Source organism: Pontitalea aquivivens, assembly GCF_046507575.1.
GTDB lineage: Bacteria > Pseudomonadota > Alphaproteobacteria > Rhodobacterales > Rhodobacteraceae > Pontitalea > Pontitalea aquivivens.
This window is the reverse complement of sequence record NZ_JBKFEY010000012.1, coordinates 20,150-34,916: the sequence shown is the minus strand read 5'-3', so window position 1 is coordinate 34,916 and position 14,767 is coordinate 20,150. Positions and strand designations below refer to the sequence as shown.

15 protein-coding genes are annotated in these 14,767 nt (G+C 64.7%); 1 reads left to right on the top strand and 14 read right to left on the bottom strand.

The features are described 5' to 3' along the window. The 8 genes from ACK8OU_RS13025 to ACK8OU_RS12990 form a co-directional block, all read right to left on the bottom strand. The gene (locus tag ACK8OU_RS13025; RefSeq protein WP_410303851.1) at positions 1–1,164 is read right to left on the bottom strand and encodes an acyl-CoA dehydrogenase family protein; all 1,164 of its coding nucleotides are present in this window, start codon (positions 1,162–1,164) and stop codon (positions 1–3) included. A gap of 22 nt (positions 1,165–1,186) precedes the next feature. Next, a complete protein-coding gene (locus ACK8OU_RS13020; RefSeq protein WP_410303850.1) occupies positions 1,187–2,083 on the bottom strand; it encodes an enoyl-CoA hydratase in 897 nt (298 codons plus the stop codon). A gap of 84 nt (positions 2,084–2,167) precedes the next feature. Then, positions 2,168–3,115 (bottom strand): aldo/keto reductase, encoded by a 948-nt coding sequence (locus ACK8OU_RS13015; protein ID WP_410303849.1) that lies wholly within the window; start codon positions 3,113–3,115, stop codon positions 2,168–2,170. 21 nt (positions 3,116–3,136) lie between these two features. Next, complete coding sequence (locus ACK8OU_RS13010; protein ID WP_410303848.1) at positions 3,137–4,738, bottom strand: GMC family oxidoreductase; 1,602 nt, start codon at positions 4,736–4,738, stop codon at positions 3,137–3,139. Then, positions 4,735–5,232, bottom strand: coding sequence for a thioesterase family protein (locus ACK8OU_RS13005; protein WP_410303847.1), 498 nt, complete (start codon positions 5,230–5,232; stop codon positions 4,735–4,737). Before ACK8OU_RS13005 ends, ACK8OU_RS13010 begins: the two co-directional genes overlap by 4 nt. Next, the gene (locus tag ACK8OU_RS13000; protein ID WP_410303846.1) at positions 5,229–5,936 is read right to left on the bottom strand and encodes an ABC transporter ATP-binding protein; all 708 of its coding nucleotides are present in this window, start codon (positions 5,934–5,936) and stop codon (positions 5,229–5,231) included. The genes ACK8OU_RS13005 and ACK8OU_RS13000 overlap by 4 nt, the downstream gene beginning before the upstream one ends. Further along, on the bottom strand, positions 5,929–7,719 hold the full coding sequence (locus ACK8OU_RS12995) for a branched-chain amino acid ABC transporter ATP-binding protein/permease (RefSeq protein ID WP_410303845.1): 1,791 nt from the start codon (positions 7,717–7,719) through the stop codon (positions 5,929–5,931). Before ACK8OU_RS12995 ends, ACK8OU_RS13000 begins: the two co-directional genes overlap by 8 nt. Before the next feature lie 14 nt (positions 7,720–7,733). Further along, positions 7,734–8,612 (bottom strand): branched-chain amino acid ABC transporter permease, encoded by an 879-nt coding sequence (locus ACK8OU_RS12990; RefSeq protein WP_410303844.1) that lies wholly within the window; start codon positions 8,610–8,612, stop codon positions 7,734–7,736. A 222-nt stretch (positions 8,613–8,834) separates the two neighbouring features. Here ACK8OU_RS12990 and ACK8OU_RS12985 point away from each other — a divergent pair, with 222 nt between their 5' ends. Next, positions 8,835–9,896 carry an alkene reductase gene (locus ACK8OU_RS12985; RefSeq protein ID WP_410303843.1) on the top strand — a complete coding sequence of 354 codons (1,062 nt, stop codon included), beginning with the start codon at positions 8,835–8,837 and terminating at the stop codon, positions 9,894–9,896. Here the strand turns inward: ACK8OU_RS12985 and ACK8OU_RS12980 are convergent. The 6 genes from ACK8OU_RS12980 to ACK8OU_RS12955 form a co-directional block, all read right to left on the bottom strand. Continuing rightward, positions 9,878–10,747, bottom strand: coding sequence for a sugar phosphate isomerase/epimerase family protein (locus tag ACK8OU_RS12980; protein WP_410303842.1), 870 nt, complete (start codon positions 10,745–10,747; stop codon positions 9,878–9,880). The two genes, ACK8OU_RS12985 and ACK8OU_RS12980, sit on opposite strands and share 19 nt — an antisense overlap. Before the next feature lie 10 nt (positions 10,748–10,757). Further along, positions 10,758–11,246, bottom strand: coding sequence for an MFS transporter (locus ACK8OU_RS12975; RefSeq protein ID WP_410303841.1), 489 nt, complete (start codon positions 11,244–11,246; stop codon positions 10,758–10,760). 9 nt (positions 11,247–11,255) lie between these two features. Continuing rightward, positions 11,256–11,924: an MFS transporter gene (locus ACK8OU_RS12970; protein WP_410303840.1), complete on the bottom strand. Its 669-nt coding sequence runs from the start codon at positions 11,922–11,924 to the stop codon at positions 11,256–11,258. 509 nt (positions 11,925–12,433) lie between these two features. Further along, positions 12,434–13,390 carry a mechanosensitive ion channel family protein gene (locus ACK8OU_RS12965; protein ID WP_410303839.1) on the bottom strand — a complete coding sequence of 319 codons (957 nt, stop codon included), beginning with the start codon at positions 13,388–13,390 and terminating at the stop codon, positions 12,434–12,436. Positions 13,391–13,613: 223 nt separating this feature from the next. Continuing rightward, the gene (rnk, locus tag ACK8OU_RS12960; RefSeq protein ID WP_410303838.1) at positions 13,614–14,057 is read right to left on the bottom strand and encodes a nucleoside diphosphate kinase regulator; all 444 of its coding nucleotides are present in this window, start codon (positions 14,055–14,057) and stop codon (positions 13,614–13,616) included. 44 nt (positions 14,058–14,101) lie between these two features. Then, positions 14,102–14,614: a hypothetical protein gene (locus tag ACK8OU_RS12955; RefSeq protein WP_410303837.1), complete on the bottom strand. Its 513-nt coding sequence runs from the start codon at positions 14,612–14,614 to the stop codon at positions 14,102–14,104. Positions 14,615–14,767 lie beyond the last annotated feature (153 nt).

Below are 14,767 nucleotides of genomic sequence, written 5' to 3'. Positions count from 1 at the left end.
TCAGCCCCTTGGCAGGCCAAGCATCCGCTCGGCGATGATGTTGCGCTGAATTTCGTTCGAGCCGGCATAGATCGGCCCGGCGAGCGAGAAGAAGAACCCATCCAGCCACCGGCCCACCCCGGCCCCCTTTGGGGCGCTGCGCAACAGCTCGGCCCGGGCGCCCAGGATCGACAGGGCGGCCTTGTGCATGGCGATGTCCATTTCCGACCAGAAGATCTTGTTGGTCGAGGCTTCGGGCCCGATATGCCCGCCCGCCGTCAGCCGCGAGGCGGTGTTGTAGACCGACAGGGCATAGGCCTCGGCGTCCATCCAGGCCTGCATCACGGCGGCCTCGGTGGTGGGGTCGACGGTGTTGCGATGGGCGCGGAACAGATCCACCAGCCGTGCGGCGGCAACCTGGAAGCGTGCCGGCGACCGCAGCATCAGCCCGCGTTCAAAGCCTGCGGTGGCCATGCAGATCGACCAGCCCTGGCCTTCGTCGCCCAGCCGGTTGAAGGCCGGGACGCGGACATCTTCAAGGAACAGTTCGGCAAAGCCGGTTTCGCCGTCGATCTGCGCGATCGGCTGCACGCGCACGCCCGGCGCGTTCAGCGGGAAGAAGATCAGCGACAGGCCCTTGTGCCGTTCGCTGGCGGGATCGGTGCGGAACAGGCCAAAGGCCCAATCGGCAAAGACCGCGCGCGAGGACCAGATCTTGTGCCCGCGCAGCACATAGTCGTCACCTTCCCGCGTGGCGGTGGCGCGCACGGCGGCCAGGTCGCTGCCTGCCTGCGGTTCGGACCAGGCCTGCGCCCAGATTTCGTCGCCCGAGGCCATCGCGGACAGGAAGCGCGCCTTTTGGTCCGGCGTACCGTATTCCATCAGCGTCGGGCCCAGCAGGAAGATGCCGTTCTGGTTCACCCGAAGGGGCGCGCCGGCGCGGTAGTATTCTTCCTCGAAGATCAGCCACTGGATCAGGTCCAGCCCGCGTCCGCCATAGCTTTCGGGCCAGGTGACCATGCCCCAGCGGCCCTGATGCAGCACGCGTTCCCAGGCGCGGTGTGCCTCAAAGCCTTCGCGGCTGGCATCGAATGAGGGCAGGGGGTCGGGGGGCACATGCGCCTCCATCCAGGAGCGGACCTCCTGGCGGAAACGGTCCTGCGCGGCGGTATAGGTCAAGTCCACGGGTCGGTTCCTGTATTGGGGCCTATTCGCTGCCGGCCTGTTTCTTGTTGGCGGCAGCCATGGATTTCGCGTCCAGACCACCCAGCCGGTCGCCGGTGGTCAGGTCGTTCTGGGCATGGGCGAAATGGTGCATGTGGTAGACGGCATCCATCGCGGTGCGCTTGCCACGCAATTCCTCGACGTGGTTGATCGCCTGCTTGCCCAGCCACAGCCCAAGACGGGGAAAGCCGGCCAGCTTCGTTGCCATCTCGCGCCCGGCCTGATCCAGCGTGCCGCGGGTGGTGATCTGGTTGACCATGCCGAATTGATGTGCGCGTTCGGCCGGCAGGCGTTCACCCAGCAGCAGAAATTCCTTGGCGATGCGGGGGGGCAGCTCGAAGGCATGGGCGAAATATTCCACGCCGGGAATGCCCATGCGGATCACCGGATCCTGGAAGAAGGCATCCTCGGTCGCGATGATGAAGTCGCAAACCCAGGCCAGCATCAGCCCGCCCGCCACGCAGGCGCCCTGCACCAGCGCGATCGTGGGCTTGGGCACATCGCGCCAGCGGCGACACATGCCAAGGTAAACCTCATGCTCGCGGGTATAAAGCATCTCGGCGCCCGGCTTGTTGACGTGATCGGCCCACATCAGGCGCCGGTCGAAGGTTTTGTTCACGTCGCGCCCCGGCGTGCCGATGTCATGCCCGGCCGAGAAATGCTTGCCCGCACCCTTCAGGATAATCACCTTGACCGTATCGTCATCGACCGCGGCCTTGAACGCATCATCCAGCGCATAGGTCATCTGCGAATTCTGCGCGTTGTTGAAGGTCGGCCGGTTCATCGTGATCCAGGCAATCGGGCCTTCGGTTTCGTAAAGGACCGGTTTGTCGGTTTCATAGGTGATGTCGGCTGTGCGGGGCGGGACAAGATCGCTCATGGCGGGAACCTTTCGTGGATGCCTGATCCTAGCGCGCAGGGGGTGGCGGGCATCGTCCGAAGGGACTAACGCCCGCCGGGCGCCTCAATTGGCAAGGAGCCTGTCGATCTCTGCAAGGTCATTGGCGCTTAGCTGCCAGCAGGTTGCGGCGGCATTGGCGGTGACTTGCGCGGGGCTGGTTGCGCCCGCGATCACGCTGCTGACAATGGGCTGCGCCAGAAGCCAGGCGAAAGCCAGTTCCAGGATCGTATGGCCGCGTGCCTCGGCAAAGGCGATCAGGCGTTCAACCATGTCCAGCCGCGTCTCGGTCAGGCCGCCCTTGAAATAGGGCAGCGTCATGCGCGTGTCGGCGGGCAGATCCTGCCCCTTGCGGTATTTTCCGGTCAGAAGGCCGCTGGCCAGCGGGAAATAGGGCAGCAGGGTCATCCGCGCCGCCTGCATCGCCGGAAACAGGGACTTTTCGGCATCGCGCGCCAGCAGGTTGTATTCCGCCTGTGTGGACAAAAGCCGTTCCGTGCCAAGATGCCGCGCCGTCCAGCCCGCATCCACCAGTTGCCAGGCGGCAAAGTTGGAACAGCCCAGATAGCGCACCTTGCCCTGCCGCACGAGGTCATCCAGCGCGCGCATCGATTCCTCGATCGGGGTGTCCGGGTCGGGGAAATGATATTGGTAAAGGTCGATATAGTCGGTTTTCAACCGCCGCAGGCTGGCCTCGACCGCAGTCATGATATAGCCGCGCGACCCGTTGTAGCGGGGGCTTTCCTGGCGGTTCATCGGTGAGGCGAACTTGGTCGCCAATACCACATCCCGCCGACGCGCGCCGAGAATCTCGCCCAGCGTGCTTTCCGACCCGCCGTTCACCCCGTAGGAATCCGAGGTGTCGAACAGCGTGACGCCTGCATCCAGCGCCGCATGGACCACCGCGCGCGACCCTTCCAGGTCCAGCGTGCGGATCATCCCGCCAAAGTTGTTGCACCCCAGCCCCACCGCCGAGACTTGCAGGCCGGAATGACCAAGATATCGCATTTCCATCTGACTGCTCCTGTTCAAATCTCAGGCGGCGCGGATCAGGTCGGCCGCCTTTTCGCCGATCATCACCGAGGCCGCATAGGTATTGCCATTCACCAGATCCGGCATGATCGAGGCATCGGCCACGAACAGCCTGTCAACGCCGCGGACCCGCAGTTGCGGGTCCACGACCGCGCCGTCGTCCGCGCCCATCCGGCAGGTGCCGCAGGCGTGATAATGGGTGCCGGCGCTGGCGCGGATGTCGGCGGCGATCTGTGCTTCGGTGCCAATCGGGCCGCGCGCGTCCAGCTGCCTGCCCAGGATCGGCGCCAACGGGCCGGAATGGACGATGTCCAGCGTCCGCCGCGCGCCGCGCGCCAGAATGCCGATGTCGCGCGGGTCGGAAAAGAACTCGGGCCGGATCCGCGCGGGCGCGGTCGGGTCGGCCGAGGCCAGCTGCACCACGCCCCGGCTGTGCGGCGATCCGATGTTCAAAAGCAGCGTAAAGCCGTGTTCCCTGGGCAGGATGCCCAGCACGCCTGGCTTGTGCCGGATCATCGGGGCGGGGGCCATGCAGACCTGAACCTCGGTTGATGCATCGCCCGGATCGGCCTGCAGGAAGCCCGCCGTGGGGAACAGCCCGCGCGCCAGAACGCCGCGCCGCCCCAGCAGGTATTGCAGCCCCGCCTTGGCCGCACCCAGCGGCTGCGCGTGGCTATAGGCCGTAACCGGGGCGGTGGTGGCAAACATCAGCTTGTACATCGGGTGGTTTTGCAGGTTCTGCCCCACCTCGGGCCGGTCGGCGTGGACGGGCAGGCCAAGCGCGCGCAACTGGTTGGCCGGGCCGATCCCCGACAGCATCAGCAATTGCGGTGAATTCACCGCCCCCCCGCACAGCACCACCGCACGGTCGGCCATCAGCCGGCGGGTCTGACCCTTCTGTACATAGTCCACCCCGCGCGCCACGCCGCCTTCGATCACCACGCGGGTGACAAGGGCAGTGGTCTGCACGGTGACATTGCCGCGCGCCACCGCCGGGTGCAGGAAGGCCGCCGAGGTGCTGGATCGCCGTCCCCCGCCGATGGTCATGTCAACATGGCCGAAGCCCTGCGCCATGTCTTTGTTCAGGTCGTCGGTCACGGTGAAACCGGCCGATGCGGCGGCCTCAAGGAAGATATCGCAGATCGGCGCCGTGGCCTGGCCCGCGCAGACCTGCATCGGGCCATCGCCGCCGTGCAGGTCGCTTGCGCCGCGTTCGTTCGTCTCGGACTTGCGGAAATAGGGCAGCAGGTCGCGGTGGCCCCAGCCTGCGCAGCCCATCGCGGCCCACTGGTCATAATCGGCGGGGTGGCCGCGCAGATACATCATGCCGTTGATCGAGCCCGACCCGCCCAGGATCCTGCCTTGCGCCCAGTAAAGCTTGCGGTCGCCCAGTTCGGGCACAGGATCGGTCTGGTAGGACCAGTTGAACCGGGGATCGCTGCCGGTGGCCACATTGGCGCCGGGAATGCGGATCTGAACGGCGCTGTCCTGCCCGCCCGCCTCGATCACCGCGATCCGTATGCCCGGGTCTTCGGCCAGCCGCGCCGCGACGACGCAGCCCGCCGCACCCGCGCCGACGATGACATAGTCGAAGCCCGCCGTCACGGCCCCACCCGCCGGCCATCGACCCGGTGCACGACACCCTCGGGCAGCGGATGCGCACAGTGGGCGGCGCACAGCCGGATGAGGGGTTCGGTCACCTCGGGCAGGGTCGCCACGACGGATTTCCGCGTCGTCAGATCGACATGGATCGAGATTCCGTCGGCGCAGGCGGCGCGATAGCCTGCCGCCGTGTTCCACAATTCGTGGAAATGATGCACCCGGCGCAGGTCGGTCCACAGTACGCGGCTGCGAACCTCCAGCGGGTCGCCCTGCATCAGTTCGCGCGCATAGACCACAAGGCGTTCCAGCCGGTAGTAGCTGAGGCCGGTGCGCAGGATGTAGGGGTCGGCGATGCCAAACTCGGTGAACAGCGTCTCTTCGGAACGGTCGAACAGCTGGTCATAGAACCCGGCGCTCATGTGCCGGTTCACATCGATCCAGTGCGGATCGACCTGACCACGAAAGGTGACGCTGAACGGGGGCGCGGGTTCGGTCACGCGCGTTCCTTCTGGGCATGGGCGCTCAGGGCCGTTTCAAGCTGGTCAGCGGGACATTCCAGCTTGACCTTGCCGCGCTCGATGATGATCGCACGGTCGGCATAGGGCGCGGTGACCTTGAGGTGCTGTTCCACGATCACCACCGCGGTGCCGGTTTCGGCCCAGCGACGCAGGAAACTGAGGATTGGCGGCAACAGCGCCTGCGCCAGACCCATCGATGGCTCGTCGCACAACAGCACCCTGGGCTGCGCGACAAAGGCCTGCCCCAGCGCCAGCATCTGCTGTTGTCCGCCCGAAAGGTCGCGCGCATAGGCGCGGCGCTTTTCGGCCAGGATCGGAAAGACCGCAAAGATCTCGTCCACGGCGGCGGCGAAACCGGTGCGGTCGCCCGGGCGCGCGGCGGCGCCCATGCGAAGATTGTCATAGACCGACAGTTCGGGGAACACCCGGTGCCCATCCAGCACCAGCCGCAGGCCGCGGCGGGCGATCACCTCGGGGGCGAGGCCCTGGAGGGGCTGGCCCTCCAGCAGGACCTGCCCCGAGGTCGGGCGGTTGAACCCGGCGATGGCGCGCATCAGGGTCGATTTGCCGGCGCCATTTTCGCCGCCGATCAGCAGGATCTCTCCGGGTTTGGCGGACAGGGTAATGTCCTCGATGACCGGGACGATGCCGTAACCGGCATGCAGATTGCGGACTTCAAGCAAGGCGGCCTCCCACGAACATGTGCTGCACGGCCGGGTTGGTGGCCATGGATTGCGGATCGCCCGAGGCGACGACGCGCCCCTGATCCATCACGGTGATGGTGTCTGCCACGCCCCAGACAAGGTCGAGGTCGTGTTCGACCAGAACGATGGTCTTGTCCATCCGCCGCGACAGGAACCGCACCAGCCGGGCAAAGTTCTCGCGTTCGGATTGCGACAGACCGGCGGCCGGTTCGTCGAACAGGATCACGTCGGCCTCTTTCAGCATCGCGCGTGTCACCTCGACCAGGCGGCGCTGGCCGTGTGACAGCAATTCCGCGCTGTCATCGCCGAATTCCTGCTGCAGCGCCCGGGCGAGGGCCGTAATCTCGGGGCTGGAGGCGCCCTGACGGGCGTCCAGGCCGATCATCAGATTTTCCCACAACGAGAATTGCTGGAAGATCCGCGGCGTCTGGAACGTGCGCCCCATGCCAAGGTTGGCGATTTTGTCGGGCGACAGGCGGGTCGCGTCCTTACCACCAATACGGAAGGTGCCCGCGTTAAGCCGCGAAAGGCCCGACAGCACGTTCAAGAGCGAGGTCTTGCCCGAGCCATTGGCGCCGATCAGGCCAAGGATTTCCCCTTTGCGCACGGTCAGATCTACGTTGTCGACCGCGACGACAGCCCCGAACCGCTTGGTTGCGCCCTTCAGTTCCAGCGCGATTTCGCTGCCGGGCTTGCAATCGCCGCGACCTTTAAGGTCTTCCAGGAAGGTGTCGATGCGAAAGGCCTGCTCGCCCCGGCCGGTCACGCCGCGTTTCTTGCGCCACCGTTCGATCGAGCCAACGATACCGTCGGGAAACAGCATGACGGTGCCCAGCGTGAGAACCCCGTAAACCAGCAGGCGGTACTCGACAAGGCTTGCCAGCGCGATATTGGGCAGGATGAACACGATCCAGATGCCGATGATCGGACCCAGCATCTGCCCCCGGCCCCCGACGACCACGGCGAAGAAGAAGATGAATGACATCTCGACGTTGAAGCCCTGGGGGCTGACAAAGGACACGGCGGGCAGATACAGGATGCCCGCGACGCCGGTGCCGATACCTGCGATGATGAAGGCGATGAAGCGCATCACGCCGGGGCGGATGCCCAGGGTGCGCGCCGCCTCGGGGCTGATCGCGGCGACCCGCATCTGACGACCCAGCCTTGACTGGCGCAGCGCGTAATGCACCCCAAGCGCCAGTATCGGATAAAGCCCGATCATCAGCGTCAAAGGCGTCAGTCCGAAGATCATCTTTTCATGCATCCAGGGCAGCGATACCGGAATGCCGTTGATGCCGTTCGTCCATTTGTCCAGCGACACCAGCAGCTGCGGAAAGACGATCGCCGCCGACAGCGTCACGAAGCCCAGATGGAAATACTGCACCCGAAGCGCCGGCAGCGCGAACAGCAAGCCGCCAAGGAACGAGGCGAACAGCCCGATCAACGCCGCCACGCCGAAGGAATAGCCGTGCAGCCCGAAGAAGATGGCCGTGACATAGGCGGCCAGCCCCAGGATCACGCCCTGACCAAAGGATTTCTGCCCCGCATCCACGAACAGGAAGTTCTGGAAGATTGAGACGGCAATATAGATGTTCACCAGCTGGAACGTATGGATCCAGTAATCATTGCCGATCAGCGAGGGGCCAAAGCCTGTGATGGCGATCAGCGCGATGCCGATCCAGACCTGTGGCAAGTCCGAGGAAAAGCGCCGGCGCGCGCGCCCGGGGCGGGCGGTGGCGGCAGTAGCTTGAACTATAGTCATCAAACTGCCCTTTCTTACACGCGCCGTGCCGAGGAGCGGCCAAACAGGCCCTGCGGGCGCAGCATCAGGATCGCGATCAGAACCAGCAGCGAGGCAAGATCCTGATACGACCCGCCGATTTTATAGGCGGTCAACATTGCGACCACGCCCACCAGCGGCCCGCCGATCAGCGTGCCAAGGTTTGATCCGATCCCGCCGACAACCGCGGCCACGAACCCGTTGAGCACATAGCGCAAACCCGCATCCGGGCTGACCGAGATCACCGGCGCGACCAGGAACCCTGCGGTGCCTACCATCAGACCCGAGATGGCAAAGGCAACCAGTTGCAGCCTCCGCACCGGCAGGCCGGCCGCGCGCGCCGCATCAAGGTCTTGCGAAATGGCGCTGATCGCCAGCCCCGTCGCAGTCTTTTTCAGGAAGTAGCGCAGCGCGAAGAACCAGAACAGCATGCACAGGATTGACAGGCCATAGGCACCCGGCGTGCGGACACCGAAGACCCGGAAGGGGGGCGCGATGTTTTGCACGCTATAGGCGAACGGTCCCTGCGTGATCATCAGAACCGCGCCGACGATCACCGAGACAGACACGGTCGATATGATCCATGAATCCTGTTCGACCGACGATCGCAGCGGCAAGAGCGTGATCCATCCCTGAATGGTCAGGATCACCGCGATTACCAGACCCGTCAGGATCATCATTGGGAACCACAGCCCCAGGCCCGCGCCATTGGCAAGGAAAAAGGCCCCGAAACCGCCCAGCACAAGCATGTTGCCTTGTGCGAAGTTCAGGATTCCGGTGGCCCCGTGCACGATGTTGAAGCTCATAGCGATCATCGCGAAGATCGACCCGATGGCGATCCCGCGTACCACAATTACGATTATTTCGGCCAGCATGAAGCCTTCTTCCCCCCTTGCAGATACCTGCCGCCGACCCTTCCGGGATGGTCCCGTCGGGTCGCGAATTGGACCATCTTTTTCTTATGGCCCCCGCAGCGCATCGTTTGAACGGACTAAACACACGCCGCTGCGGTTAGGCCAGACGGACGATGCCCCCGTTGCCTGTGAAATGCTAGTGGACATGGAGATGAGGGCATCAAGAGACAGAAGGGGTGGGTTATGAAGGAACTTTTCGATCCGGTAACGCTGGGTGGGTTGGCGCTGCGCAACAGGATCGTGATGTCGCCGATGACGCGCAGCCGTGCAGGCGCGGGGGATGTGCCCACCGATCTGCATGTGGAATATTACCGCCAGCGCGCCTCGGCCGGGCTGATCGTGACCGAAGGCGTGCAGCCCAGCCCCGCAGGCAAGGGCTATTGCCGCACACCGGGCATTTATTCCCCCGACCAGATTGCAGGCTGGAGGCGCGTGGCCGAGGCCGTCCATGCCGCAGGCGGGCTGATCGTGGTGCAGCTGATGCATTGCGGGCGGATCGCGGCACGGATCAACAAGGCGGACGATTCCGACATCGTGGCGCCGTCGGCGATCCGCGCGAATGCCAAGATATTCACCGATCAAAGCGGTCTGGTGCCAATGGATGAACCACATGCGCTGTCGACCGAGGAAGTCGGCCTGGTCGTCGAGGAATACCGCCAGGCCGCAATCAATGCGCGCACGGCGGGGCTGGATGGGGTCGAACTGCACTGTTCCAGCGGCTATCTGCCGATGCAGTTCCTGTCCTCGAACACCAACCAGCGTACCGACCGCTATGGCGGCAGCGTGGAAAATCGCATCCGCTTCGTGATGGAGGTTCTGGTAGCGATGGGCGATGCGATCGGCTTTGACCGAGTAGGGCTGCGCTGTTCTCCGGGGCTTGGTTTCAACGACATCGACGATGCGGACCCGGCGGAAACCTATGGGCTGTTGTTCGACCGATCCTCGGGCCTGGGGCTGGCCTATCTGCATCTGGTGCGCAACATCACGCCCAAGGTGGACAATTATGCGCTGACGCGGGCGCATTGGCGCGGCAAGCTGATTCTGAACAACGACCTGACCGGGACCGAGGCGGCCGAGATCCTGCGATCGGGCGGGGCGGATGCTGTTTCCTTCGGGCGCGATTTCATTGGTAATCCGGATCTGGTCCGGCGCCTGCGCGAGGGTATTCCGTTGTCGGGCTATGACCGTAACACCGTCTATTCCGAAGGCCCGGCCGGTTTCATCGACTATCCCGCCGCGGTCTGATCGCGGCGCGCCTGCAGGCGATCGACCAGCAGGCGCGCGCCATGGGCTGATCGCTGCGCGGCCTCGACCACATCCAGCGCGGCGAAGTCGGCGGAGATAATCTCGACACTGACGGGGACGGTGGCGTGGTCCAGTGCCGCAAGGAAGCTGCTCAGGTCAAAGCTGCCCTCACCGCAGGGCAGGCGCTGGAGGGTATCCGTCTTCGGAGAGCCGTGGGTTTCGGCGGCCGCATCGTTGATCTGGATGCACAGGATGCGCTGGGCCGGGAGGCGGGAAAGGTCCTCCAGCGGGATGGCGCCGCGGAAGACATGCCAGCTGTCGATCACCAGCCCTGCATTCGGAATGTCGTCGATCATCGCCAGCGCGCAGCGCAGGTCGGGCACGTCACTCCATGGCACGATTTCCAGAGCCACTGTAAGTCCCGCGACGGCGGCGCGGTTACACAGGGCGGCGAAGGTCTCGTGCATCAGCCCAAGGCCAAGATTGCGTCCCATGAAATCCCCGCCCACGTTGAAGCTGCACGCGCCAAGGCCGGCGGCGGCCTCAAGGATCGTCGCCTCGTTCCGGCGCGCCTCGGCGCCGTCCGGGCCGGTAAGGAACCAGTCGGTCAGAAATTCCAGCGAGACATCGGTGATCCCCGCGCCTTGCAAGATCGCGCCAAGCCGCCTGTCGCTGTAACCAGCCTCGCGCAGGGCGCGATAGTCACGGAAATGCAGGCACATCCCGGTGTAGCCGGCCGCAGCGCAGGCCTCGACCCGATCCTCGAAACGGTGGCGGGCGGGCAGGGGGCCGCCGGGAAGCACGCCGCTGATCGTGTGGGAACTGCAGATAAGCCGTGTCGGAATGGCCATGAGCGCCTCGTTAAAATTCAGCCGGGCGTTGTCGTCGCCACAGGATGTAGGACAGTAGCGCGATCAGCGCCACGGCGGGTTCGGCCAGCGCAAGCGCGCGCAGGGGATCGCCCGGCCATGAGATCAATACAGAAGCGACAAGCCCCAGCCCCATCGTCAGAAAGCCGCTGAGTGCCGCCGCCGCCCCAGCCACCCGGGGGAAAGGCGCCAGGCAGGCGGTATACATTCCCGGCAGGATGAAGGCGGTGGAAAAGACCATCACCGCCACCGGCCCCGTAACCAGTGCGAGACTGGGTTCTGCGACCAGAAGGCTCGTAAGCGTCAGCGAGGTTATCAGAAGCCCTGCCAGCCCGAAGGGCACCAGCCGGGATGCGCCGACACGCTGGATCAGGAAACGCACCATCACCGCGCCAAGGAAATAGCCGCCCGAGACGCCCAGCATCACAAGGCCAAACTCTGCCGGGGTATAGCCGAGGCGGGAGATGACGATGAAGGACATCACTGCCGTCTACGCATAAAAGGTACCCACGGTCCCCGCGATAGTCAGTGCCGACCACAGGAAGTACGGGTCGCGCAGCAGGGTCAGATAGGTCGTAAACACGCCAGAGGCTGGTGTTTGGGGCGGTCGTGTCTCGATCAACCAGCGGCTTGCGGCAAGGATGACCACGCAGCCGATCAGCAACATCATCACGAAGGGCGCGCGCCAGCCTGCAACAAGCATCGCGGCCCCACCGATGGCAGGTGCGACCGCCGGACCTGCACCAAGAATGATGTTCGATACGTTCAGGACCCGAGCCGAGGTATCGCCTGTGAATACATCGCGCACGATGGCGCGCGACATCACCAACCCCGCCGCAGCGCCAATCCCCTGCACCGCACGGGAGAGCAGCATTATCTTGATCCCGGTCGCCAGTAACGCGCCGCAGGTTCCGATCAAATAGACAATCAGAAAGATCAGGATCATCGGCCTGCGCCCGTATCTGTCCGACAGCGGGCCGCTGACCAGCTGCGCGCCAGCATAGCCCGCAAAATAGACCGAAAGCGTGGCCTTGACCGCCGCATCCGTAGTCCCGTAATTCGCCGCCATCACCGGCATCGCCGGGGTGAACAGTGCCAGCGACAAGGGCCCCAGACCGGCAAGCAACCCTCCCAGAAGCGCCACGCGCCGCTCACTCATGATCGGAGGATCACCAGATTTGTCAGTGTCGCCGCACATGAAACCCAACTGTGGCATCCGCCAAATGGGTTCATCGTCCAAACAGGTTAGATTGCGATCAGAAACCCGATTAGCCACCCTATACAGACATGTATTTTGGTGTTCATGCGCGGGCATGTACCTTGCCATAATGAAAACTGTCCTTGTTCAGTTTCCACGTCCTCTTGATCGCCCGCGTACCGTAACCGCCCTGGCACCGCTGCAACGGCACATCCTTGTGGCCGTAAACTTGCCACCGATGACCTTCCGCGATCTTGCACATCTGCGCGTGTCCGCCGATGAGAGAGATTACGCAAGGCCGCAAGTGAACGCGCAACAAAGCCGGCGGCATGAAACCAGTCTTTAGTGTGACAAGCCCGGACGCAGCTTGCCCCTGCTGTCTTGTCGAAACACACCCCTGCGCAGCCGGGTCCTTTGCCGGACAGGTCATCGGGGCCGCGCGAAGCTGTTTCGGGACGTGGCGCCGGTTGTCAGCGCGGATCGGTCGGGTCCTGCCCGGTGGCGGCCCCTCGCACGCAGCCGCCACCGGGCCATGGTGTGTCGGGGGCCGTGGGCGCGCAGATCATGGCAACCGGGCGCTGCGGCAAGCCAACGCCAGACCGGCGCAGCGCCGCATCCACTTCGCGCCAGATCGCGTCGCGGCAGTCGAACTCGTGATCGAACCGCCCGACCCAGTAGCGCAGCGCGTAGCGAACCCCATCAGGCTCGATCGCCTGGATGCGCACGTCGGGCGGGGGCGATTGACGGATCAGTGGTGCGTTCGCAAGGGCCCTGCGCAGGATGTCCGCGGCCTCGGTCGCCGGTGTGGCATGACCCAGCGTGATTTCCATCTGTGCGCGATATTCGGATCGGGGCGCGCTGTAGTTGACGATCCTCTGGCGCGAGATCTGGCTGTTGGGCAAGATCACATAGGTTGAATCACGCGTCAGAAGGCGCGTGGTCCGCCAGCCGATCTCAACCACCCGGCCTCTCGCAAGTCCCTCGATATCGACCCAGTCCCCGATCCGAAACGGTGCCTCAAGGCCCAGGGCGATACCCGAAAGCGTGTCCGCAACCACGTTTCGGATCGCAAAGCCGAACAGGGCCAGCACCACACCCGAGCCCGCCAGCGCGCTGCCCGCGCTATGCCCCAGCATGAGCAGTATCCCCGACACGATCGCCGTCAGGAACAAAAGTGCCGAGACAAGATCGCGCAGCAACCTGGGCATCGGTCGATTGCGGGGCCGCAGGCGGGCAAATACCAGATCCGCGATCCGGCTGAGCAGCCATGCGATGCCCAGGAAGGCCGCCATCTGCAGGGCATTCTGCCCCTGTCGGCCAGGCAGCCCGATCTCGAAACGCCTGTTCGCCTCGGCTGTGGCGAATGTCAGCACGGCGATACCTGTCAGCAACAGCGTGGGCGCAATCAGGGGACGCAGCTTTGTCATGGCAATCGCCGGGACGGGCGGGGCGCGGCATTGGCGCCCTTGTCTTGACCGGGCTGACGCACCGCCGCTGTTCGTGGCGCAACCGGGAACCCGGTGTTTGCCGGCGCGAATTCAACCCGGCAGGACGGACAGCGCCCGGCAGCGGCCCGGGGGACGGCGGCCCCGCATTGGGCGCAATAGGCCGGAATGAACCGACGCAGCATGGCATCCTCCTCCTTTTCGGTTATGGGCCTTTGGGTTGCAACGGCGCTGAGGCCGTGACGGGTGGGCTCTGTTCCGGCGTGACCTGCAACACGGTCAGGCCGCGCCGCTGGCCCGCCCGGGTTTCCCATTGGAAACGGTCGCCCACCGACAGGCCCAGAAGGGCCGCGCCCACCGGGGTCAGGACCGATACATATCCGCGGCTGATGTCGGCCTGTTCCGGCCAGGCCAGCGTCACGCGAAGATCCCGCACGGCGTGATGGTCGTGATACAGCACCTCGCTGCCGATGGTGACGGCATCGGGGGGCAGACGTGTGGGCGCCAGCAGCTTTGCCGATGTCAGCTTGCTGACCAGCGGATAGGCCACATCTGGCAGCCGCGCGATGGCGGCGCCGGCAAGCGTTTCCAGCCGCTCGACCAAAGTGGCATCGATGACCGGTCGGGACCGGCGCGTGGCAGGGGACATGAGGACCTCCATGAAAAGGATGTGGGATGTTCGGGTGTGGGTATTCAGGCACTTGGCGGATCATTAGGGCCGTCGGCGGGTTGCACCGCCAGCACCTGCAGTTCGCCGGCAACACCGCTGGCATTCAGCAGGCGCATCCGCTGGCCGACCGTCATCCCGATCAGCGTGACGCCAAGGAACGTGCCGACATGCAGCCGGTTGCGCGCGCGATCGCTATAGCCCCAGTGATACAGCACGCGTGTTTCGGGTCGGCCCTTGTCGATGGCAAAGGTCACGCGGGCCGTTCCCGTCACCACCAGCGGGTCCATCGCGTCTGGCTCTGCCACCGTGGCATCAAGCATCTTGGCGCGGATCAGACGAGCAAGCCGCAGAAACAGCGGACCCCCCAGTGCCTCGCAGCGGCGCCGGTGGGCGTTCAGGCGCCAATAATCCTCTCGGCCAAGGACCGCGCGGATCGGGCGCAGCCCGGCAAGGTCGGCATCGCCCGGCGTGGCGCCAGGATAGTCGGAGAAGTTCCCCGTGCCGGACGGCAGCGGGACTTTGGAATGGAAAGGCATGATGACTCCTTAACGGACGGTGTCCGTCTGGCTGACCTGGATCTGGAAGAAAGGTGCCCCGGGAAAAGGCGTCAGCAGGCGACCGCCTCTGCCCGGGGCAGAGTGCGCGTCAGCAGCGAACCGGAAAAGATCCGGAACCTGATCAGAGGAATG

Bases quoted from the DNA above. Each gene is read 5' to 3' on its own strand.
- ACK8OU_RS12995 (WP_410303845.1), bottom strand. From the start codon at position 7,719: ATGACTATAGTTCAAGCTACTGCCGCCACCGCCCGCCCCGGGCGCGCG.
- ACK8OU_RS12975 (WP_410303841.1), bottom strand. From the start codon at position 11,246: ATGTCCTTCATCGTCATCTCCCGCCTCGGCTATACCCCGGCAGAGTTT.
- ACK8OU_RS12965 (WP_410303839.1), bottom strand. From the start codon at position 13,390: ATGACAAAGCTGCGTCCCCTGATTGCGCCCACGCTGTTGCTGACAGGT.
- ACK8OU_RS12985 (WP_410303843.1), top strand. From the start codon at position 8,835: ATGAAGGAACTTTTCGATCCGGTAACGCTGGGTGGGTTGGCGCTGCGC.
- ACK8OU_RS12990 (WP_410303844.1), bottom strand. From the start codon at position 8,612: ATGCTGGCCGAAATAATCGTAATTGTGGTACGCGGGATCGCCATCGGG.
- ACK8OU_RS13015 (WP_410303849.1), bottom strand. From the start codon at position 3,115: ATGGAAATGCGATATCTTGGTCATTCCGGCCTGCAAGTCTCGGCGGTG.
- rnk (WP_410303838.1), bottom strand. From the start codon at position 14,057: ATGTCCCCTGCCACGCGCCGGTCCCGACCGGTCATCGATGCCACTTTG.
- ACK8OU_RS12970 (WP_410303840.1), bottom strand. From the start codon at position 11,924: ATGAGTGAGCGGCGCGTGGCGCTTCTGGGAGGGTTGCTTGCCGGTCTG.
- ACK8OU_RS13020 (WP_410303850.1), bottom strand. From the start codon at position 2,083: ATGAGCGATCTTGTCCCGCCCCGCACAGCCGACATCACCTATGAAACC.
- ACK8OU_RS12955 (WP_410303837.1), bottom strand. From the start codon at position 14,614: ATGCCTTTCCATTCCAAAGTCCCGCTGCCGTCCGGCACGGGGAACTTC.
- ACK8OU_RS12980 (WP_410303842.1), bottom strand. From the start codon at position 10,747: ATGGCCATTCCGACACGGCTTATCTGCAGTTCCCACACGATCAGCGGC.